General features: G+C 69.9%; 22 protein-coding genes. 11 read left to right on the top strand and 11 right to left on the bottom strand.

Going from position 1 to position 18412, the window contains the following annotated elements; translation table 11 throughout:
* Positions 1 to 6 precede the first annotated feature (6 nt).
* From AC1RU4_RS11780 to AC1RU4_RS11795, 4 genes are read right to left on the bottom strand one after another with little or no spacing between them, the layout of a single operon-like run.
* A complete protein-coding gene (locus AC1RU4_RS11780; protein WP_492891277.1) occupies positions 7 to 1257 on the bottom strand; it encodes a phage major capsid protein in 1251 nt (416 codons plus the stop codon).
* A 7-nt stretch (positions 1258 to 1264) separates the two neighbouring features.
* On the bottom strand, positions 1265 to 1849 hold the full coding sequence (locus tag AC1RU4_RS11785) for an HK97 family phage prohead protease (protein WP_492891278.1): 585 nt from the start codon (positions 1847 to 1849) through the stop codon (positions 1265 to 1267).
* Positions 1846 to 2037, bottom strand: coding sequence for a hypothetical protein (locus tag AC1RU4_RS11790; RefSeq protein ID WP_492891279.1), 192 nt, complete (start codon positions 2035 to 2037; stop codon positions 1846 to 1848). The genes AC1RU4_RS11785 and AC1RU4_RS11790 overlap by 4 nt, the downstream gene beginning before the upstream one ends.
* Positions 2034 to 2222 carry a hypothetical protein gene (locus AC1RU4_RS11795; RefSeq protein WP_492891280.1) on the bottom strand — a complete coding sequence of 63 codons (189 nt, stop codon included), beginning with the start codon at positions 2220 to 2222 and terminating at the stop codon, positions 2034 to 2036. The genes AC1RU4_RS11790 and AC1RU4_RS11795 overlap by 4 nt, the downstream gene beginning before the upstream one ends.
* 313 nt (positions 2223 to 2535) lie before the next feature.
* Here AC1RU4_RS11795 and AC1RU4_RS11800 point away from each other — a divergent pair, with 313 nt between their 5' ends.
* Entirely contained in the window at positions 2536 to 2871 is a 336-nt protein-coding gene (locus AC1RU4_RS11800; protein WP_492891281.1) for a hypothetical protein, read from the top strand.
* A gap of 26 nt (positions 2872 to 2897) precedes the next feature.
* Here the strand turns inward: AC1RU4_RS11800 and AC1RU4_RS11805 are convergent, their stop codons facing one another.
* The 3 genes from AC1RU4_RS11805 to AC1RU4_RS11815 form a co-directional block, all read right to left on the bottom strand.
* Positions 2898 to 4076 carry a phage portal protein gene (locus tag AC1RU4_RS11805; RefSeq protein WP_492891282.1) on the bottom strand — a complete coding sequence of 393 codons (1179 nt, stop codon included), beginning with the start codon at positions 4074 to 4076 and terminating at the stop codon, positions 2898 to 2900.
* A 123-nt stretch (positions 4077 to 4199) separates the two neighbouring features.
* Entirely contained in the window at positions 4200 to 5567 is a 1368-nt protein-coding gene (locus tag AC1RU4_RS11810; protein WP_492891283.1) for a DNA-packaging protein, read from the bottom strand.
* Positions 5488 to 6027 carry a hypothetical protein gene (locus AC1RU4_RS11815; protein ID WP_492891284.1) on the bottom strand — a complete coding sequence of 180 codons (540 nt, stop codon included), beginning with the start codon at positions 6025 to 6027 and terminating at the stop codon, positions 5488 to 5490. The genes AC1RU4_RS11810 and AC1RU4_RS11815 overlap by 80 nt, the downstream gene beginning before the upstream one ends.
* Before the next feature lie 293 nt (positions 6028 to 6320).
* Between AC1RU4_RS11815 and AC1RU4_RS11820 the strand changes: the two genes are divergently transcribed.
* The 3 genes from AC1RU4_RS11820 (at position 6321) to tsaA (ending at position 7663) form a co-directional block, all read left to right on the top strand.
* Positions 6321 to 6869, top strand: coding sequence for a hypothetical protein (locus AC1RU4_RS11820; RefSeq protein WP_492891285.1), 549 nt, complete (start codon positions 6321 to 6323; stop codon positions 6867 to 6869).
* A complete protein-coding gene (locus AC1RU4_RS11825) occupies positions 6866 to 7087 on the top strand; it encodes a TOBE domain-containing protein (protein ID WP_492891286.1) in 222 nt (73 codons plus the stop codon). The genes AC1RU4_RS11820 and AC1RU4_RS11825 overlap by 4 nt, the downstream gene beginning before the upstream one ends.
* 84 nt (positions 7088 to 7171) lie before the next feature.
* A complete protein-coding gene (tsaA, locus tag AC1RU4_RS11830; RefSeq protein WP_492891287.1) occupies positions 7172 to 7663 on the top strand; it encodes a tRNA (N6-threonylcarbamoyladenosine(37)-N6)-methyltransferase TrmO in 492 nt (163 codons plus the stop codon).
* A 111-nt stretch (positions 7664 to 7774) separates the two neighbouring features.
* Here tsaA and AC1RU4_RS11835 read toward each other — a convergent pair whose 3' ends face one another.
* Both AC1RU4_RS11835 and AC1RU4_RS11840 read right to left on the bottom strand, forming a co-directional pair.
* Entirely contained in the window at positions 7775 to 8458 is a 684-nt protein-coding gene (locus tag AC1RU4_RS11835; protein ID WP_492891288.1) for a TetR/AcrR family transcriptional regulator, read from the bottom strand.
* Positions 8448 to 9020 (bottom strand): NADPH-dependent FMN reductase, encoded by a 573-nt coding sequence (locus tag AC1RU4_RS11840; RefSeq protein ID WP_492891289.1) that lies wholly within the window; start codon positions 9018 to 9020, stop codon positions 8448 to 8450. Before AC1RU4_RS11840 ends, AC1RU4_RS11835 begins: the two co-directional genes overlap by 11 nt.
* Before the next feature lie 236 nt (positions 9021 to 9256).
* Here AC1RU4_RS11840 and dcd point away from each other — a divergent pair, with 236 nt between their 5' ends.
* On the top strand, positions 9257 to 9814 hold the full coding sequence (gene dcd, locus AC1RU4_RS11845) for a dCTP deaminase (protein WP_492891290.1): 558 nt from the start codon (positions 9257 to 9259) through the stop codon (positions 9812 to 9814).
* A 3-nt stretch (positions 9815 to 9817) separates the two neighbouring features.
* On the opposite strand, the gene AC1RU4_RS11850 is transcribed toward dcd, so the two are convergent.
* Positions 9818 to 10585, bottom strand: a complete 768-nt coding sequence (locus AC1RU4_RS11850) for a FadR/GntR family transcriptional regulator (protein WP_492891291.1) — start codon at positions 10583 to 10585, stop codon at positions 9818 to 9820.
* A 239-nt stretch (positions 10586 to 10824) separates the two neighbouring features.
* Between AC1RU4_RS11850 and AC1RU4_RS11855 the strand changes: the two genes are divergently transcribed.
* The 3 genes from AC1RU4_RS11855 to AC1RU4_RS11865 all read left to right on the top strand — a co-directional run bounded on the left by AC1RU4_RS11855 (position 10825) and on the right by AC1RU4_RS11865 (position 14352).
* Positions 10825 to 12507 carry an L-lactate permease gene (locus tag AC1RU4_RS11855; RefSeq protein ID WP_492891292.1) on the top strand — a complete coding sequence of 561 codons (1683 nt, stop codon included), beginning with the start codon at positions 10825 to 10827 and terminating at the stop codon, positions 12505 to 12507.
* Positions 12508 to 12567: 60 nt separating this feature from the next.
* Positions 12568 to 13707: an alpha-hydroxy acid oxidase gene (locus AC1RU4_RS11860; RefSeq protein WP_492891293.1), complete on the top strand. Its 1140-nt coding sequence runs from the start codon at positions 12568 to 12570 to the stop codon at positions 13705 to 13707.
* A 63-nt stretch (positions 13708 to 13770) separates the two neighbouring features.
* Complete coding sequence (locus tag AC1RU4_RS11865; RefSeq protein ID WP_492891294.1) at positions 13771 to 14352, top strand: LysE family translocator; 582 nt, start codon at positions 13771 to 13773, stop codon at positions 14350 to 14352.
* On the opposite strand, the gene AC1RU4_RS11870 is transcribed toward AC1RU4_RS11865, so the two are convergent.
* Positions 14344 to 14859: a YcgN family cysteine cluster protein gene (locus AC1RU4_RS11870; protein ID WP_492891295.1), complete on the bottom strand. Its 516-nt coding sequence runs from the start codon at positions 14857 to 14859 to the stop codon at positions 14344 to 14346. The genes AC1RU4_RS11865 and AC1RU4_RS11870 overlap by 9 nt on opposite strands.
* Positions 14860 to 15070: 211 nt before the next feature.
* On the opposite strand from AC1RU4_RS11870, the gene AC1RU4_RS11875 reads away from it, so the two are divergent.
* From AC1RU4_RS11875 to AC1RU4_RS11885, 3 genes are read left to right on the top strand one after another with little or no spacing between them, the layout of a single operon-like run.
* Positions 15071 to 17233 (top strand): transglycosylase domain-containing protein, encoded by a 2163-nt coding sequence (locus AC1RU4_RS11875; RefSeq protein ID WP_492891353.1) that lies wholly within the window; start codon positions 15071 to 15073, stop codon positions 17231 to 17233.
* Between the two features lie 58 nt (positions 17234 to 17291).
* On the top strand, positions 17292 to 17867 hold the full coding sequence (locus AC1RU4_RS11880) for a DUF1214 domain-containing protein (RefSeq protein WP_492891296.1): 576 nt from the start codon (positions 17292 to 17294) through the stop codon (positions 17865 to 17867).
* Positions 17864 to 18409, top strand: a complete 546-nt coding sequence (locus AC1RU4_RS11885) for a DUF1254 domain-containing protein (RefSeq protein WP_492891297.1) — start codon at positions 17864 to 17866, stop codon at positions 18407 to 18409. The genes AC1RU4_RS11880 and AC1RU4_RS11885 overlap by 4 nt, the downstream gene beginning before the upstream one ends.
* Positions 18410 to 18412 lie beyond the last annotated feature (3 nt).

The following is an 18412-nucleotide window of genomic DNA, read 5'->3' on the forward strand; positions in this document are numbered from 1 at the left end:
TGCCCGCTACGACGCCGCGAACTTCAGCAGCTTGATGGCGTCGAAGTCCTGCACGCCGCCGCCGACGCGCTTGGTCGTGTAGAACAGCACATAGGGCTTGGCCGAATACGGGTCGCGCAGCACCCGCACCCCGGCGCGGTCGACCACCAGGTAGCCGCGGCGGAAATCGCCGAACGCCACCGAGAGGCTGCCCGCGCCGATATCCGGCATCTCCTCCGCCTCGTGGACGGGGAAGTTCATCAGGCTCGGCGGCTGGCCGGCGGCGGTCGGCGGCGCCCAGAGATACTGGCCGTTCTCGTCCTTCAGCTTGCGTACCGCGCCCTGCGTGCGGCGATTCATCATGAAGCTGCCATTCTGCCGGTAGCCGGCCTTCAGCGCATAGACGAGGTCGACCAGCGGGTCGGAAGGGCTGGAGCTCGGGAAGTCGCCCGCCGCCCCGGTCGGCACGAAGCCGAGCTTGCCCCACACCCAGGCGGTCTCCGCCACGTTCTCATAGGCGAGGAAGCCCTTCGGCTTGCCGATGCCGTCGCCGATGACGAAGGCGGTGCCCTCCTGGCTGGCGAAGGCGGCCTCCACCTCGATGGCGAGCCATTCGTCGATGTTCACCGCCGCGTCGTCGAGCAGGGTCTGCGTCGCCGCCGGCATGGCGTAGATCTCCATCGCCGGGAAGCTCAGCTCGTCGAGCACCGGGCTCGCGGTCTGGGCGCGGGCGGCGGTCTCGGCCACCCAGCCGACCGCCGGGCCGGAGGTCATGAACGGCTTCTTGTAGGTGCCGGCCGAGATGGTGCGCACATCGGCGATGGCGCGCACCGGGGAGAGCGCGGCGAGCCGCTTGCCGATCTCGCGCTCGGTCTCGCTCGGCACCACGTAGCCGCCATCGGTGGCGACGCCGGCCGACATCGCCTTGGCCTCGATGCGCTTGAGCCCGGAGGCCTCGCCATGGCGCACATAGGCGTCGAAGGCGGCCTTGTGCTCGCGGGCGGCGAGGTCGGTGACGAGGTCGGCGCGGCCGGACAGGCCGGGCCGGCGGGCCTTGAGCACCAGTTCGTCGATCAGCGCCTTCTGGGTGTCGAGCGCGGCATTGATGCGCTCCACCTTGTCGGTGGTGACGGAATCGACGCCGCGGCGCTCCAGCTCGCCGAGCCGCTGGTCATTGGCGTCCTTGAACGCCTCGAAGGCGCCCATGAACTCCTCGAAGGCGGCGCTCACTTCCGGGCCGTTATGGGCGGCCGACTTGGTTTCGAGATGGGTCTGCATGAAGAAGTCATCCTGCTGTTGCATGGAGGGAGCCGAGGGTCCGCAGGCGCCGGGCGCCGCGTCGGATGGTGGCGGCGAGCCGCGTGCCGCTGCCCGGCGCGCGTTTCACCGCGTCGATCCGGGCATCGGGCTGCATGGGGAAGGTGACGACCGACACCTCCCACAGATCGATGCGGGTGAGGCGCCGCACCCGCGAGCGCGGGTCGGTGCGCCCTTCCACCGCGCGGAAGCCGATGGAGAGCCCGTCCAGCGCCCCGGCGCGCATCAGCGCCAGCACCTCGCGGGCGCGGGCGACCTCCGGCATCAGCCGGCCGCGCACGTAAAGCCCGGTGGCGTCCTCGCGGATCTCGGTCCAGATGCCGATCGGCTCGGCGGGGTCGTGCTGGAACAGCATGCGCACGCCGCCCGCGCCGCGCTCGGCGAGCGAGCGGGCGAAGGCGCCGCGCACGATGAGGTCGCGGCCGAGATCGACCCGGCCGAACAGCGCGGCATAGCCCTCGAAGCTGCCATCGGCCTCGACCTCGACGAGCGCGCCCGGCCGGGCCTTGGTCTCGATGGGCGGTTCCGTGAGGACGGCGCGGCCGGGCCTCATGCCGCGCCGCCCTTCTTGCCGCCCTTCCTGGGCTTGCCCGCCGGTTTCCCGGTATGGGCGGCGCGGTCGAGCTTGCCGAGGGTGCGGCTGAATTCGCGGAACACTTTCGGCGCGTCGCCGGCGCGCGTCGGCGCCGGCAGCAACGGCCGTCCGGGCAGGAAGGCCCGGATGCGGGGTGTGACCTTCATTCGTCGTCTCCGAACAGGGAGTTGAAGCGCGCGATCTCGCGCACGAAGTCGTCGAAGCGCCGCGCTCCGGCGGCGAGTTCGCGCAGGGCGATGCAGGCGAAGGCAGAGGCGCCGAGCGCCCAGGCGAGCAGCGCGAGATGCGCCAGATCGCCCCGCGCGGCGAAGGCGTCGATGAGGGTTTGCATGGTCGGGTCTCGACATGAGGCGCTGGCCGCGCGCGAACGGCATGGGTGGCCGGCAGGCATCGCCGGCAGGCCTGAATCGCCGGCAGGCCTGGATCGCCGGCAGGTCCGGTTCAGTGCCCGCCTCGGGTGGACGGATCCGTCGCGATGGCGGCCGGCGCGTCTTGCCGGGTTCGCCGGATGCGGCCGTCATTGGCTCCGGCGGTGCCGGGGTCGACGCGATGGGTGGCGAGGTCGCTACGATGAATTTAGTTTTAAATTTGTACTAAAATCCGTTAAACTGGCTCCGTTGCCTTTGACAGGGAGTCGCCGGACGATGGCTACCTTTCACGATGTCCTGCAGTCGGCCCGCGAGACGCCGCGGGACGCCCGTGAACATGGCGATCGCGCGTTCTGCGCCCGCGACGTCAGCCACGCGGAGATGCGTCCGCAGCCGCCCGCCGTCCTGGAGATGCCCGACCCGCTTCGCGCCGGCATGTCCGACGGCTGGCGTCCTGTCGACATCGAGCGCGTCCGCAGCAGCAGCCAGCACCCCTATGCGGCGATCGACGACATGGTCGCCCGGGTGATGGCCGAGTTCATGGCCGATCTCGGGGTGACGTGCGCCTCCGGCATGGAGGCCGAATCCGAGTTCTCGATCAATCCGATGTAGGTCGCGGGGCCGGCATGACGGTCCCGTCAGCCGCTCGCCCCATATCCCACCGCCGCCCGCTTCTCCTCGTCCGAGAGGAACCCGGCCTCGTTCACCCGGCGCCACAGCGCCTCGCGCTCGGTACTCAGCGCCTCGATGGCGTCGAGGTCCGGCACCAGTTCCAGCGCCGCGTCGCCGAAGGCCGGGGCCAGCCAGCCGGCCAGCCCCTCGCCGATGCGGCGCGCCATCGGCAGCACCGCCTGGCGCCAGAACACCCGGTTGGCCTCGGAATAATTGGCATAGGTGGCGTCGCCGGGAATGCCGAGCAGCATCGGTGGCACGCCGAAGGCGAGCGCGATCTCGCGGGCCGCTGCGTTCTTCGCCTCCAGGAAATCCATGTCCTTGGGGCTCAGCGACAACGGGCGCCAGTCGAGCCCGCCCTCCAGCAGCAGCGGGCGGCCGGCATTGGAGGCGCCGGCGAAATTGCTCTCCAGCTCCTCCTTCAGCCGGTCGAACTGCTCGTCGGAGAGGTTGCCCGCCCCGCCATAGACCAGCGCGCCGGAAGGCCGCGCCGCATTGTCGAGCAGCGCCTTGTTCCAGGCGCCGGCGGCATTGTGCAGGTCGAGCGCCGTCTGCGCCGCTTCCAGCGGCGGGGTGCCGTAATGGTCGTCGAGCGGGTTGAACAAAGCGAGGTGCAGGATCGGCGGCACCGCCCCGTCCTGCGGGAAGCGCATGGTGCGCGCGCCCACCGTATAGTCATAGGCATCCGCCCAGCCGTCGGCGCCGGGCACCACGCGCATGCGGTCCGGCCGCAGCACATGCAGCTCGCGCACCCGGCCCTCGAGGCTCACCGCCTCGACATAGGCATTGCCGGCGAGCAGCAGATGGGCCGCCACCGCCTCGATGAAGGTCGCCCCGGTGGCCCGCGCATTGGGCCGGGCGATCAGTTCCAGCAGCGGATGGGCGGCATGCTCCTGCGCGCCCTCCATCAGCGTGAAGCGCACCTGCGCCGTACTTTCCGCGGTCATCCGCACGCAGCGATGGGCGATGGCGTTGCGCTGGTAGCCCTCGCAGGCCAGCGCCGCATAGTCGCGCGGCGTCCAGCGCGGCCGCCCGCCCGAGAGCAGCGCGACCAAGGCCTCGGTACGCGAGGCTTTCGCCTCGGGGGGCGCGGCCGCCGCGCCGAGGGCGGTTTCCGGGCGGCGGGAGAGGAAGGGCAGCTTCATGTCGGCGGTCCTGTCTTCGTCAGGTCGAGAGCCGCCGGCGCGCCGGGAGAGATGATCCCCCGCCGCCTCAGGCCGGCAGCCGTGAAAATCGGCAAGGACGGCGCGCCGGGCCGACGCGCCGCGTTACATCCGCCGCACCCGCGGCGCGGTCTCCTTCGGGCCCAGCGCCAGCGCGGTGATCGCCCAGACCAGCGCGTCGAGCCGGTCCGGCGAGTGGCCGTTCGACAGCCCGTCCGGGCCGAAATCGCACAATTCGTCCTCCAGCGCCGGGAACGGCCCGGCATGGCGCACCCGGCCGCGCTCGTAGAGCGCCGCCACCGGCTCGGCGCGCAGCCATTTGCCGCGCGTCGCCCGCACCTCGGCCACCGGCAGCGACGGGTCGATGCCGGCAAGGATGGTGCGCACCATCTCGCCGCCCTGGTTCACCTCCACCACCACCCGGTCGGCGGCGAGCCGGTGGAACAGCGCCACCACCCGCGCGCCCCAGGCGCCGGGGGTGAGCCCCTGCCCGCTCTCGTCGGCGAGCACATGTATGAGCCCCTCGCCATCGAGCCCGGCGGCGACGATGCCGCAGGCATCCGCCCCCTTGCGGGAGGAGGCCGGCGGATCCACCGCCACCACGATGCGGGCGAGCGGCGGGGCCGCCTCCTCGCGCCCGGCCTCCAGCAGCGCCCGGCTCCACAGCGCGTCGGCGCGGTCCTCGATCAGCTCGCCCTCCAGCTCCTGCCGGCCGAGCCTTGTCCCGGCATAGCGCCCGACCACCGTCTCCAGGAAGGTCGGGGCGAGATGGGCGGCGTTCTCCGCCGTGCCCATGCGGGTCACGGCGGTCATCGGGTCGGCGAGCAGCCGGCGGACCAACGCGGTCGGGCGCGGCGTCGTGGTCACCATCTGCCGCGGCCTCTCGCCGAGGCGCAGGCCGAATTGCAGCATGTCGAACGCCGCCTCGGCATAGCGCCACTTGGCGAGCTCGTCGCACCAGGCGGCATCGAATTGCGGCCCGCGCAGGCTTTCCGGGTCGTCGGCGGAAAAGCCTTGCGCGATGGCGCCGCTCGGCCATTCGAGGCGCCGGCGCGTCGGCTCCCAGCGCGGGCGCTCGATGCGCGGATGCACGGCCATCAGGCCGGACACCCCCTCCACCATCACCTCGCGCACGTCGCCGAAGGTCTCGGCGACCAGGGCGATGCGCCCGGCCGGCCGCGTGGCGAAGCCCGGCGTGCCGAGCGCCAGCGCCCGCACCCATTCGGCGCCGGCGCGGGTCTTGCCGGCGCCGCGCCCGCCCATCACCAGCCAGGTGATCCAGTCGCCGCCGCCCTGCGCCGCCTCCGGCGGACGCTGGGCGGGACGGGCGAGCAGGCTCCAGCAGTGCATCAGCCAGCGGGCGGTGTCGGGCGCGAGCCCGGCCACCGCCTCGTCAAGCCGCCCGTTCCGCCAGCACGCGCTCAAGAGTTGCCGCAAGCTCGCGTCGGTAGGCGTCGGCGTCACGGAACCCATCCTCGTCCTCGATATCCTCGTCCGGCTCGGCCTCGGCCCGCTCGATGGCGGCGAGCTCGCGCAGCGAGCGCACCAGCACCGCCAGCGTGCGGGCGGCGCGCTCGGCGTCGGCGGCGCTGTTGCGGCCGGCATTGAGCCCGGCGCGCGCCACCAGCCGCTCCACCGCGGAGATCTCGCTCTCCACCCGCGCCACCAGCCGGGCGATCAGCAGCTTGCGCGACACCGGCCCCTCCTCGACGACGGCCGGCCGGGAAGCCGGCGGCGGCAGCGGCGCGGCGGCCTCGACCGCCAGCCGGTCCTTGCGCCGCTTCCAGCCCCATTGCCGCACCCGGAGGTTCAGCGTCGAGCGGCTGATGCCGAGAAGGTCGGCGATGTGCTGGTTCGGCACGCTAGTGTTTTCATAGAGTCGCCGTGCTTCCTCGATCGCCTCGGGCGAGACGTCGCGCTTGGGTATCGACATGGTTCAAAGCCCCTCGAATGTCCTGACCCCGATTGATGGCTCCAGAAACGTGGTTCGACGACAATAAAAAAGCCGGCCTCGCGGCCGGCTGACGAACGGCGCCCTGCCGGCGTCACCGCCGGCCCCGGACGCAATTGTGGAGCATGGCAGGAACATGCCCGAGCAGCGTTACGCTGTCAAGGCATTTATTCCTACACGTCGAAATTTCCCCGCAACCCTTGCGCGATTGTCCCGATGCCCGGAAATCCTATATTCACTGAAATATAGTTCAAGGTGCCGAGGAGGCGCCCGCCATGCCCTTCCCTCCGCGCCGTCCCCGCCTCGCCGCCTGCCTCGTCCTCTGCCTCGCCCTCGGCCTCGCGGCCGCGCTGGTCGGATGGCCCGCCGCCGCCGGCGCGCAGGCGCCGAAGCAGGGCCTCACCCTCGGGCGTGACGGCACGCCGGCGCAGGCCTTCTCCGCCGAGGCGCTGCGCGCCCTGCCGGCGATCACGCTGGAGACCCGCTATCTCACCGCGCGCGGCGAGGAGACCGGCCGCTTCACCGGCGCCAGCCTGTGGGCGGTGCTCACCGGTGCCGGCCTCGTCGACCCGGCCGACCACCACGGCATCGCCCGCTCCATCGTGCTGGTGACCGGCCGCGACGGCTATGCCGCCGCCCTCGCGCTGGGCGAGATCGCGCCCGACCTCGAAGGCAAGGCCGTGCTGGTCGCCTATGCGCGCGACGACGCGGCGATCCCGGGCGACAAGGCGCCGCGCCTCGTCATCCCCGGCGACAAGCGCGGCTCCCGCGCCGTCTTCGCCATCGACCGCATCGACATCCTCAAACCGGAGACCCGGAAATGAAGCTCAGTGCCCGCAACGTCATCCCCGGCACCGTCGTGGCGATCCAGAAGGGCGCCACCACCGCCCATGTCCGCATCGAGATCGCCGCGGGAGACGGCAAGTCGCAGGTCCTCACCTCCTCCATCACCAACGAGGCGGTGGACGAGCTCGGCCTCAAGGTCGGCGGCCCGGCCTATGCGGTGATCAAGGCCTCCGACGTGCTGGTGGCGGTCGACTGAGCCGAAAGCCGCCTTTTCTGCCCTCATGCCCGGAGATGAGGGGTCATTCGAACTTTCGGTCAGCTCCGGGGACAGGAGGCAATCATGGTCCGCCTCAACGAGATCCGCGCCGGCGAGGCAAGCATCGCCCCGCCGGCGGCGCACGATGCCGGCCTCGTCTATATCGGCCGCATCCGCACGCCATGGGTCTCGCGGCTGGAGACCCCGCGCCTCGGACGGCTCGACGGGCCGGAATGCCGCATCGAGATCCTCGAGCCGTGGCGCCCGGCCCTCAAGGGCATCGAGGCCTATGAACGCATCGAGGTGCTGTTCTGGATGCACCTGTCGCGCCGCGACCTGGTGATCCAGAGCCCGGCCGATGACGGGCAGGGCCACGGCACGTTTTCGCTGCGCTCGCCGGCGCGGCCGAACCCGATCGGCACCACCATCGCCCGGCTGGTGCGGGTGGAGGCGGACGCGCTGATCGTGCGCGGCCTCGACTGCATCGACGGCACGCCGCTCATCGACCTCAAGCCGGACCGCAGCCTGTTCACGCCCCTCGCGCCGGAACAGCCGGGCGACACCCAGGTCGGTTGAGGTCAGGCCGGCGGAACGCGCCGGAACCGGCACCCCCGCGATGCGGCGGCACCGGGAACTCGACGGCAAAGGTTCTGCGATTCAAAGGGTTGGCCCGTTCGGACCACATGCTCATGCGCCGGCGGGGCGCGCGCCCGGCTCCGGCGGCGCCCCGACCCATGCCATCATCGCGGCCACCGCCGCCCGCACGGCCTCGGCGCGGTCCGCCTCGCTCGGCGCCGCGTCGATCAGGGCGCGGCTCTGCAGGTCGCTCACCACCATGTCGTGGAACAGCCGCGCCAGCACCGCCACGTCGCTGCTGCCGGGCAGCAGGCGGCCGAGGAAGGCGGCGAAGGCGGCCTGCGCGGTGGCCGGCCCCGCCGCGTACCAGGCGGCGCCGAGACGGGGAAACCGCCCGCTCTCGCCGATGACGGTGCGATGCAGCGCCAGCGCCTCGGGGGTCAGCAGCGCATCCACCAGCGCCCGCCCGAGCCGGGCGAGCCCCGCCTCCAGGAGCAGGCCGCCGGTATCGGCCGCGGTCAGGGGCCGCAGGGTCTCGGCGCAGGACTGCTCGACGGCGGCGACGAACAGCCCCTCCTTGCCGCCATAGAAGGCATAGATATTGGTCTTCGAGCCGCCGGCCGCCTGCACGATCTCGTCGAGGCTCACCCCGTCATAGCCGCGGCTGACGAACAGGCAGGCGGCGACGCGGCGCAGCCGCTCGCAGGTCGCCCGCCCGCGGTCGGTGCGGCGCTCCGGCGCTCGCGGGGCGGTGGTTCGCCCCGCGCCGCCCTCACAGGGTTGGTCAGGCGTCATTCTTGAGCAGCGCCAGCGCCTTGATGTCGGCGATCAGCTGGTCGACCGCGCCGAGCGTGAAGATGATGGCTTCCTTGTCGGTGAGCTTGCCGTCCTCGACCTTCTTGCCGACGCTGGCAATGGCGACATGCGGATAGACCACCGGGCGGGCGCCGGCGCCCGCGAGTGCCGCCAATACCTGCGCCTGCGCGCGCACGCCACCGGCGGTGCCGGGCGAGGAGGTGATGATCAGCGCCGGCTTGCCCTTGATCGCGCCGTTGCCGCCGGGGCGGGAGGCCCAGTCGATGGCGTTCTTCAGCGCGCCGGAAATGCCGTAATTATATTCCGGCGAGGCGACGATGATCCCGTCGGCGGCGGCGATGGCCTCGCGCAGCGCCTTCACGCCTTCGGGCGGCGTCTGGGTGTCGAGGTCCTGATTGTAGAGCGGCACGTCGTTCAGGCGGAACACCGCCAGATCGGCCCTCGGGTCGACGGCATCCTTCAGCCCTTCCAGGATCGCGGTTGAGAAGGAGCCGGCGCGCAGGCTGCCGGAAATGCCGAGAAGCTTGGGACGTGCGGACATGGGATATCGTCTCTCTCGATGCGGCCGGGATACCGTGGCGATACCGGGCCATGAATGATACTGCTTGGTATCATTTACGCGATCCCGCCAGCGGCGCAAGGGGCGGCGCGGCGATGTGTCAGGGCGGGGCGGCGCGGCGATGCGGCGCTCGCGTGCCGGCGCGGTCCATGTTACCGATTCGGCATGCAACCTTCGGTGCAACGCCCGATGCAACGCCTGAATTGGGGTTCTCGCCCTTGATCCTGACCGACCGGGACATCCGCGACGCGCTGGCCGCCGGCCTCCTGCGCATCGATCCGCCGCCACCGGCGGATTTCTATGCGCCCAACGGGGTCGACCTGCGGCTCGACGCCCGCCTCACCCTCTATCGCCCCCCCGCCGAGGGGGAGGACCCGGTCATCGACCCGGCCGGACCGGGCTATACGTTCCGCGAGGCGATCCTCGCCATGGCGGGCGACATCGAGATCGGCGAGCAGGGCTTCGTGCTCGACCCCGGCCGGCTGGTTCTGGGATGGACCTGCGAGACGGTCGACCTCATGCCCGGCGCCCGCCTCGCCGCGCGGGTGGAGGGCAAGAGCTCGCTGGCGCGGATCGGGCTCATCGTACACCTCACTGCACCGACCATACATGCCGGCTCGACCGGCCGGATCCAGCTCGAGATCATCAATCTGGGTCCGCGCCCGATCCGCCTGCGCGCCGGCATGAAGGTCTGCCAGCTGATCCTGGAGCAGACGCTGGGGGTGCCGGAAACCGGCTATCGCGGCCAGTTCGCCGGCCAGCGCGCGGCGGGATGAGGCCTAGCCGCCGGAAATCAGCGTCGAGCGGTTGAGGCGGCGCAAGGCAAGGCTGGCCCGCGCCTCGTCGCGGCGGAAGCGCTCGACGCTCTGGCCGGTATAGATGAGGTGGCGCAGCGCCGCCTCCTCCGCCGCGGCGGCGTCGCCCTGCACCACGGCATGGCCTATCGCCTTGTGCTGGCTCAGCAATTCCTCGCGGAACTCGTCCACCGAGAACAGCTGCGTGCGGTTGAAGAAGATGTCCCGCCGCAGCATCTCGCTGAAGGCCCGCATGACGTGCAGGATGACGAGGTTGTGCGAGGCGCCGTAGATCAGCCGGTGCAGCACGATGTCCGCCTCCGCCTCGCGGTCGGGATCGGCAACGTCATGCGCCGCCTGCATTTCGGCGAGGCAATCGAGGATCGCCTGCCGCTCCGGCTCGCTGGCCCGCACCGCGGCGAGCCCGGTGGCCTTGCGCTCCACCGCCTCGCGGTACTCGAAATAGTCGACGGTCACCTGGTCGTTGGATTGCAGCAGCCCGGCAAGCGGATCGGTGAGCGGCGCCAGGAACTGCGTCACCCGCGTGCCGTCGCGGCCGATCGCCAAAAGTCCACGTTCCTCAAGGATTTGCAGGGCATCGCGCAGCGAGGGCCGCGAGACCTCCAGCCGTTCGGCGAGGTCGCGTTCGCTGGCCAGCCGCTCGCCCGGCCGCAACACGCCCTCGAGAATCATCCGCTCGATGTGCTCGGCAATGGCCTCGGCCAGTTTGGGCGTGCGCAACCGCGCGGTCATGCGTGCTCTCCGAGCGGATTTTCCATTGCTTTTTTCATTTTCCGGCGACCGCGTCTACAACGAAGAGCTAATCGTCTAACCAGTTGACTCGATTGGTAAGTTAAATTTACCAAACATCACTGCTGTAACCACCTTCCCTAACGGGGGCGGATTCAAGGTGCCGGCCTCGCGGCGGCGCCCAATCGCGAACGCGCAACAACGGACGCCAAGTCCGACGCTCGGTTTGGAGGAAACGGACCTTGACCTGGAACCAGATTTACGACCCGTTCGGCAGCCTTGCGCTGTCGACCCTGTTTGCGGCCGTCCCCGTCGTGGTGATGCTTGTCGGCCTCGGCTTCCTGCACATGAAGGCGCATGTCGCCGCCTTCGCCGGCCTCGTCGCCGCCTTCGTCATCGCGGTGTTCGCCTTCGGCATGCCGGCGGAAAAGGCAGGCATCGCAGCTGGTTACGGCGCCGCCTACGGGCTGATGCCGATCGGCTGGATCGTGCTCAACATCATCTTCCTGCACCAGCTGACCGAGGCGAACGGCTCGTTCACCACGCTCCAGCGCTCCATTGCCGGCATCACCGGCGACCGTCGCCTGCAGCTGCTGCTGATCGCCTTCTCCTTCGGCGCCTTCTTCGAGGGAGCCGCCGGCTTCGGCACGCCCGTCGCCGTCACCGCGGCGCTGCTGATCGGCCTCGGCTTCTCGCCGCTTGCCGCCTCCGGCCTGTCGCTGATCGCCAATACCGCTCCCGTCGCCTATGGCGCACTCGGCACCCCGGTCATCGCGCTGGCGGCCGTCACCGGCCTCGACCTGCTCGATCTGTCGGCGATGATCGGACGCCAGCTGCCGTTCTTCTCGCTGCTGGTGCCGTTCTGGCTGATCTGGGCCTTCGCCGGCTGGCGCGGGATGATGGAGATCTGGCCCGCCATCCTGGTCTGCGGCATCTCCTTCGCCCTTCCGCAGTTCCTGGTCTCCAACTTCCATGGCCCGTGGCTGGTCGACGTGGTCGCCGCCATCGTCTCGATGGCCTGCCTCGTGGCCTTCCTCCGGGTCTGGCAGCCGAAGAGGATATGGACCTCCACCGCGCTCAAGGGCCGCACCAACGGCGACGGCTCGGAGGGTGCGACCACCAAGGGCGCCACCGACTTCACCACCGCCCGCCCCTCCACCGGCGCGCTGGTGCGGGCCTGGCTGCCCTGGGCCATCCTCACGGTGTTCGTGTTCTGCTGGGGCATCCCGCAGATCAAGGCGCTGCTGGACGGGTTCTTCATCCAGAAGTTCGAGATGGTCGGCCTGCACAATCTCGTCTTCAAGACCCCGCCGGTGGTCGCGGCAGCTCACCCGGAGCCGGCCGTCTTCAACTTCAACATCATGTCGATGACCGGCTCGGGCATCTTCCTCTCCGCCGTGGTCGCCGGCCTCGCCATGGGCTTCTCGCCGGTGGCGCTGGTGAAGATCTATGGCCGCACGCTGTGGAAGGTGCGCTACTCGCTGGCCACCATCGCCATCATGCTGGCACTGGGCTTCCTCACCCGCTATTCCGGCCTCGACGCCACGCTCGGCCTCGCCTTCGCCACCACCGGGCCATTCTACCCGCTGTTCGGCACGTTGCTCGGCTGGCTCGGCGTCGCGCTCACCGGCTCGGACACCGCCTCCAACGTGCTGTTCGGCGGCCTGCAGAAGATCACCTCGCAGCAGCTCGGCCTGTCGCCGGTGCTGATGGCGGCGGCGAACTCCTCGGGCGGCGTCATGGGCAAGATGATCGACGCCCAGTCGATCGTCGTCGCCTCCACCGCCACCGGCTGGACGAACTCGGAAGGCATCATCCTGCGCTACGTGTTCTTCCACTCGATCGCGCTCGCGGTGCTGGTCGGCCTGCTCGTCACCGCCCAGGCCTATGTCTGGCCGTTCACCGCCCTCGTCATCCATCATTGACCTCATTCAGGGGAGGCGTAATAGCCTCCCCTGCACCTTGGCTGCACAGGAATCCCGCCGATGGTCACCGTCACCAACATCCAGGATCTTCGCGCCATCGCCCGGCGCAAGGTGCCGCGCGCGATCTTCCACTATGCCGATCGCGGCTCCTATGACGAGACCACGCTGAAGGCGAACCGATCCGACCTCGCCGCCATCCCGCTGCGCCAGCGGGTGATGATCGACGTCTCCGAACGCTCCACCGAGACCACCATGATCGGCGAGAAGGTGGCGCTGCCGCTGGCCATCGCGCCGACCGGCCTCACCGGCCTGTTCCATGGCGACGGCGAGATCCATGGCTGCCGCGCCGCCCATGCCGCCGGCATCCCCTTCACATTGTCGACCATGTCGATCTGCTCGATCGAGGACGTGGCCGGCGCGGTGAGCAAGCCGTTCTGGTTCCAGCTCTATGTGATGAAGGACCGCAAGTTCTCGGAATCGCTGATCGAGCGCGCCAAGGCGGCGAAGTGCTCGGCGCTGGTGCTGACGCTCGACCTGCAGATCCAGGGCCAGCGCCACATGGATATCAAGAACGGCCTCGCCGTTCCGCCCAAGCTCACCGTGGCCAACGCCATCGACATCGCCACCAAGCCGGCCTGGGCGCTGAGCGTGCTGATGGGCAAGCGCCATTCCTTCGGCAACCTCGCCGAGCGGGTGCCGGGCGCCGACAGCCTCACCACCCTGTCGCAGTGGATCGCCGGCCAGTTCGATCCCTCGCTGTCCTGGAAGGATGTCGAATGGGTGCGCTCGATCTGGCCGGGCAAGCTCATCCTGAAGGGCGTGCTCGACGTCGAGGATGCCAGGATCGCGGCGGAAACCGGCGCCGACGCCATCGTGGTGTCCAACCATGGTGGCCGCCAGCTCGATGGCGCCGTCTCGTCGATCTCGGCGCTGCCGAAGATCGTCGACGCCATCGGCGGCGGCAGGAGCGAGATCTGGTTCGACGGCGGCGTGCAGTCGGGCCAGGACATCCTGAAGGCCGTGGCGCTGGGCGCCAAGGGCTGCATGATGGGCAAGGCGTTCCTGTGGTCGCTGGCGGCCGGCGGTCAGGCCGGCGTCGCCAAGGCCATCGAGATCATGCGCAAGGAACTCGACGTCTCCATGGCGCTCACCGGCACCAAGGACATCAAGAACGTCGACAAGAGCGTGCTGGGGTTCTGAGCCGAAAGCCCTAAGCAGACTGCCGGATGCCCCGGCACGACGCCATCGCCTAGACAGGGCGGCATGATCGATCCCGTCCTGTTCGCCCTCTCCGTGCTGGCAATCCTCGCCACGCCCGGCCCCACCAATACGCTGCTCGCCACCGCCGGTGCCGCCGGCGGGCTGAAGCGGGCGCTGCCGCTGATGCCGGCGGAAATCGGCGGCTATCTGATCTCCATCATCGCGATCGGCCTCGCCTTCGGCCCCTTGATCGCCGCATCGCCGCTGGTCGGCACGACGCTGCGGCTTGCGGTGGGCCTGTACCTGCTCGCCACCGCCTGGGCGCTGTGGCACCAGGCTGGCGCGGCTTCCGATGCGGTCGTTGCCGTCGTCACCCCGATGCGGGTGTTCATCACGACGCTTTTAAATCCCAAGGCGATCCTGTTCGCGCTCGGCGTGGTGCCGTTCGGCGCGGAGCGGGTCTGGCTCTATCTGGCGGGCTTGGCGGCCATATGCGCACTGGTGGCGCTGGGCTGGATCGGCCTCGGCGTGCTGGCCGGCCGCGCGGCACTGTCGATCGGGCGCAGCCACGTCATCCCACGGATCGGTGCCGCCGCCGTCGCCACTTTTGCGACGATGCTGATCGGCGCGCCGCTGCTACGCTGAACGCCTCTTGCGGGTCTTGCCCACCGCGCCCCTCGGCAGGCGCAGCGGCCAGCGCACCATGTGGTCGACGAAGTCCTCCAGCGGCAGTTCGTCCTCCAGCGCCGCCACCCGACCGCGCACCGAGACGCCGGCGGCATGCACCGTCTCGGCATCGCCCGAGACCAGCGGATGCCACCAGTACAGGTCGCGCCCCTCGGCGATCAGCCGATAGCCGCAGGAGGCCGGCAACCAGTCCAGCGTGCGCACGACCTCCGGCGTCAGCCGCACGCAATCCGGCACCTGTGCCTGCCGGTTGGGATAGTCGCGGCAGCGGCAGCCGAAATCGTCGAGCAGCTGGCAGCCGATATCGGTATAGGCGATGGCCTCGGTATCCTCGTCCTGCAGCTTGACCAGGCAGCAGCGCCCGCAGCCGTCGCACAGGCTCTCCCATTCGGCCGCGCTCATCTCCTCGAGCGGCTTGCGCTTCCAGAACGGCACGTCCAGCGCAGCGGCGACATCGGAATTCATCGGACCTCTCGGCAGGCAGCGGGCTTCACGGCTTGGCAATCAAACATTAGATAGCTTCCGTGCTCGTTGCTGGCGAGCCCCGCGGCGCGAGTAGTGCGCCCGCGGCGCCTCGGCTATAAGAGCGGTCGCGATGCAGCCTCCCGGAGACACCGGCTTGGACGACAGGTCGACACAGGACGAAGCCCCGCCGGGAGGACGGCCGCCGCGCCGGATGCGCCGGCTGCGCAATCGTCTGCTCGCCTTCGATTCCTGGATCGACAGCACCATCTATTCCGGCGGCGTGCGGCTGCGCGCCGGCTGGGAGGCCTTCGTCGCCTTCACCGAGCGATTCAACCTGCAGGGCCCGGCCCGCTGGGGCGTCGAGATCGCGTCGGAAGGCATGACCTGGGGTGCGGTCGGCGCCGTGCTGATGCTGGCGCTGGCCATTCCCGCCTTCCACGAGACCTCGGACGACTGGCTCAAGCGCTCGGAGCTCTCCGTCACCTTCCTCGACCGCTACGGCACCACCATCGGCGAGCGCGGCATCCGCCACAACGACACCGTGCCGCTGGAGGAATTCCCGGACCACCTCATCAAGGCGGTGCTCGCTACCGAGGACCGGCGCTTCTACGAGCATTTCGGCATCGACATTCCCGGCACCTTCCGGGCGGTGCTGTCGAATGCGCGGGCCGGCGGCGTGGTGCAGGGCGGCTCCTCGCTCACCCAGCAGCTGGCCAAGAACCTGTTCCTGTCGAACGAGCGCACGCTGGAGCGCAAGATCAAGGAAGCCTTCCTAGCGCTGTGGCTGGAGTTCCACCTCACCAAGAACCAGATCCTGAAGCTCTATCTCGACCGCGCCTATATGGGCGGCGGCTCCTTCGGCGTCGACGCGGCGGCGCAGTACTATTTCGGCAAGTCGGCGCGGGAGGTCACGCTGGCGGAAGCCGCCATGCTCGCCGGCCTGTTCAAGGCGCCCTCGAAATTCGCCCCGCACGTCAACCTGCCGGCGGCGCGCGGGCGGGCCTCGGTGGTGCTGGACAACCTCGTCGATGCCGGCTTCATGACCGAGGGCCAGGTGTTCGGCGCCCGTCGCAACCCGGCGACGCCGGTCGACCGCAAGCTCGACGACATGCCGGACTATTATCTCGACTACGCCTTCGACCAGGTAAAGACGCTCGTCGACAAGCTGCCGAAGAACTACGCCGAGCGCTCCTTCGTGGTGCGCACCGCGCTCGACCCGAACATCCAGAAGGCCGCCGACACCGCGGTGCGCGACAGTCTCAAGCAATTCGGCAAGGATTACGGTGCCAAGCAGTCCGCCATGGTGGTGCTGGAGCCCAACGGCGCGTTGCGTGCCATGGTCGGCGGCCGGGACTATGGCGAGAGCCAGTTCAACCGCGCCACCGACGCGCTGCGCCAGCCCGGCTCGTCCTTCAAGCCCTATGTCTATACCGCGGCGCTGATGACCGGGAAATTCACGCCGCAGACCATGGTGGTGGACGGGCCGATCTGCATCGGCAACTGGTGCCCGCAGAATTACGGGCGCTCCTATGCCGGCCGCATTCCGCTGATCACGGCGCTGACCCGCTCGCTGAACACCGTGGCGGTGAAGCTCGCCGAGGCGATCGGCCGTGGGCGCATCGTCGACCTCGCCCATGCCATGGGGGTGAAAAGCGAGCTCAAGATCACCCGTGCGCTGCCGCTCGGCGCCGCCGAGGTGACGGTGGTCGACCAGGCGACCGCCTATGCGGTGTTCGCCAATAACGGCATGTCGGTCGACCCGCACGCGATACTGGAGATGCGCACCCCCGCCGGCGAGCCGGTGTGGAATTTCGACCGCAACGGTCCCAAGCCGCACCGCGTCATCCCAGAAAACATCATCGCCATGATCAACCCGATGCTGAACAGCGTGGTGGAGAACGGCACCGGCCGGCGCGCCATGATCCCCGGCACCAAGGTGTCGGGCAAGACCGGCACCACCAATGCCTATCGCGACGCCTGGTTCGTCGGCTTCACCGGCAACTATGTCGGCGCCATCTGGTTCGGCAATGACGACTACACGCCGACCCGCAAGATGACCGGCGGCTCGCTGCCGGCGATGACCTGGCAGAAGGTGATGGCCTTCGCCCATCAGGGCATCGAGCTGAAGCCCACGCCCGGCCTCGGCAATCAGCCGGCGCCCAAGCTCGATGGCGCGGTGGCGGAATCCGCGCCGCTGGAAATCGACGGCTTCCAGCGCCCGGTGACGCTCTCGCCCGCCGCCGCCGCCCGGCTGATGGCACTGTCGGAACGGATGCGCGAGGCAGCCGAGCCGCCGCGCCGGCCGAGCGCCTCCCTGCCAACCACCGAACGCGTCGCCGATGCCGTCGCCAATCCGGCAATCGGCCGCAACTGACCTCCGCTCCCGGCGCCCCTGCCGATATCGTGCCCCTGACACCGGATCCGACCCGATCGTGCGTTCGCTCCCCTTCCTCCTGACCCTTGCCATCGGCGCCCTGGCCGGTCTCGGCCTCACCTGGCTCACCACGGCCAGTGGCTATGGGCCCGGCGGGGTGCGCGCCGGCGCCTGGAAGGCGTGGCCGAAAGCCGGCACCGAGGACGCCGATCCCTATGCCCGCGCCGCGCTGGCGCGCGCCGGCGAATTGCCGCTGGAGCTGGCCGACGGCCTCGCCTTCATCGCCGCGACCGACGACAAGGGTGCGCCGCTGGACGGACGTTGCGACATCCGCCTGTCCGGCACGGTGCCGCAGGCCCGCTTCTGGACGCTGACGCTGACCGATCGCGACGGCAACCTCGTCGACAACGCCGCCGACCGCCACGGCTTCACCAGCACCGAAGTGGTGTGGAACCGCGACGGCACCGTCGACGTGGCGCTCGGCCCGCGTGCCCGCGCCGGCAACTGGCTGCCGACCGGCGCACGCGACCGCCTCGTGCTCACGCTGCGACTTTACGATGCGCCGGTGGGCCTCGCCAGCCGCACCAGCGACGCGCCGGAAATGCCGAAGCTGGTCACGGAGCGCTGCCCGTGAAGCGGCTCCTCTTCCCCATCCTCGCCGGGCTGGTGCTGGGCGGCATCGTCCATTTCGCCGGTGTGCTCATCATGCCCTACGTGGCCGAGCAGGACGCCTATGCCCGGCTGTCGGGCGTCGGCACCGTCAATGCCGTGACGATGATCGAGGATCCCGCCGCGCTGGCGGCGGTGCTCCCCGCCTCCGATCCTGCCTTCGTAACCTCGGTCTGCCTCTACGATCTCGGCGAGGGACCGCTCAAGGTGCGCGTGCCGACAACCGAGGACTACACCTCGATCTCGTTCTACACGCGCCACGGCCTGCCCTTCTACGCGATCAACGACCGCTCGGCCGGCCGCACCGTCATCGAGCTCGACCTGATGAATGCCCGCCAGAAGGCGGCGATGCCCGAGGACGACGAAGTCACCGTCGCCGACCGCCTCGTGGTGGAATCGCCGTCGGAGGAAGGCATCGTGGTTATTCGCGGCATGGTGCGCGAGCGCGGCGCGCGCGACGAAGTGAAGGCCGCCATCGCCTCAGCGAGCTGCGTTCCGGTTCCCTGAAGC

This window comes from Ancylobacter sp. GW821-FHT10E12 (assembly GCF_058809335.1).

Excerpts from the sequence above, each read along its gene's own strand:
- AC1RU4_RS11780 (WP_492891277.1), bottom strand. The coding sequence starts at position 1,257 with ATGCAGACCCATCTCGAAACCAAGTCGGCCGCCCATAACGGCCCGGAA.
- AC1RU4_RS11785 (WP_492891278.1), bottom strand. The coding sequence starts at position 1,849 with ATGAGGCCCGGCCGCGCCGTCCTCACGGAACCGCCCATCGAGACCAAG.
- AC1RU4_RS11790 (WP_492891279.1), bottom strand. The coding sequence starts at position 2,037 with ATGAAGGTCACACCCCGCATCCGGGCCTTCCTGCCCGGACGGCCGTTG.
- AC1RU4_RS11795 (WP_492891280.1), bottom strand. The coding sequence starts at position 2,222 with ATGCAAACCCTCATCGACGCCTTCGCCGCGCGGGGCGATCTGGCGCAT.
- AC1RU4_RS11800 (WP_492891281.1), top strand. The coding sequence starts at position 2,536 with ATGGCTACCTTTCACGATGTCCTGCAGTCGGCCCGCGAGACGCCGCGG.
- AC1RU4_RS11805 (WP_492891282.1), bottom strand. The coding sequence starts at position 4,076 with ATGAAGCTGCCCTTCCTCTCCCGCCGCCCGGAAACCGCCCTCGGCGCG.
- AC1RU4_RS11810 (WP_492891283.1), bottom strand. The coding sequence starts at position 5,567 with ATGGGTTCCGTGACGCCGACGCCTACCGACGCGAGCTTGCGGCAACTC.
- AC1RU4_RS11815 (WP_492891284.1), bottom strand. The coding sequence starts at position 6,027 with ATGTCGATACCCAAGCGCGACGTCTCGCCCGAGGCGATCGAGGAAGCA.
- AC1RU4_RS11820 (WP_492891285.1), top strand. The coding sequence starts at position 6,321 with ATGCCCTTCCCTCCGCGCCGTCCCCGCCTCGCCGCCTGCCTCGTCCTC.
- AC1RU4_RS11825 (WP_492891286.1), top strand. The coding sequence starts at position 6,866 with ATGAAGCTCAGTGCCCGCAACGTCATCCCCGGCACCGTCGTGGCGATC.
- tsaA (WP_492891287.1), top strand. The coding sequence starts at position 7,172 with ATGGTCCGCCTCAACGAGATCCGCGCCGGCGAGGCAAGCATCGCCCCG.
- AC1RU4_RS11835 (WP_492891288.1), bottom strand. The coding sequence starts at position 8,458 with ATGACGCCTGACCAACCCTGTGAGGGCGGCGCGGGGCGAACCACCGCC.
- AC1RU4_RS11840 (WP_492891289.1), bottom strand. The coding sequence starts at position 9,020 with ATGTCCGCACGTCCCAAGCTTCTCGGCATTTCCGGCAGCCTGCGCGCC.
- AC1RU4_RS11850 (WP_492891291.1), bottom strand. The coding sequence starts at position 10,585 with ATGACCGCGCGGTTGCGCACGCCCAAACTGGCCGAGGCCATTGCCGAG.
- AC1RU4_RS11860 (WP_492891293.1), top strand. The coding sequence starts at position 12,568 with ATGGTCACCGTCACCAACATCCAGGATCTTCGCGCCATCGCCCGGCGC.
- AC1RU4_RS11865 (WP_492891294.1), top strand. The coding sequence starts at position 13,771 with ATGATCGATCCCGTCCTGTTCGCCCTCTCCGTGCTGGCAATCCTCGCC.
- AC1RU4_RS11870 (WP_492891295.1), bottom strand. The coding sequence starts at position 14,859 with ATGAATTCCGATGTCGCCGCTGCGCTGGACGTGCCGTTCTGGAAGCGC.
- AC1RU4_RS11875 (WP_492891353.1), top strand. The coding sequence starts at position 15,071 with ATGCGCCGGCTGCGCAATCGTCTGCTCGCCTTCGATTCCTGGATCGAC.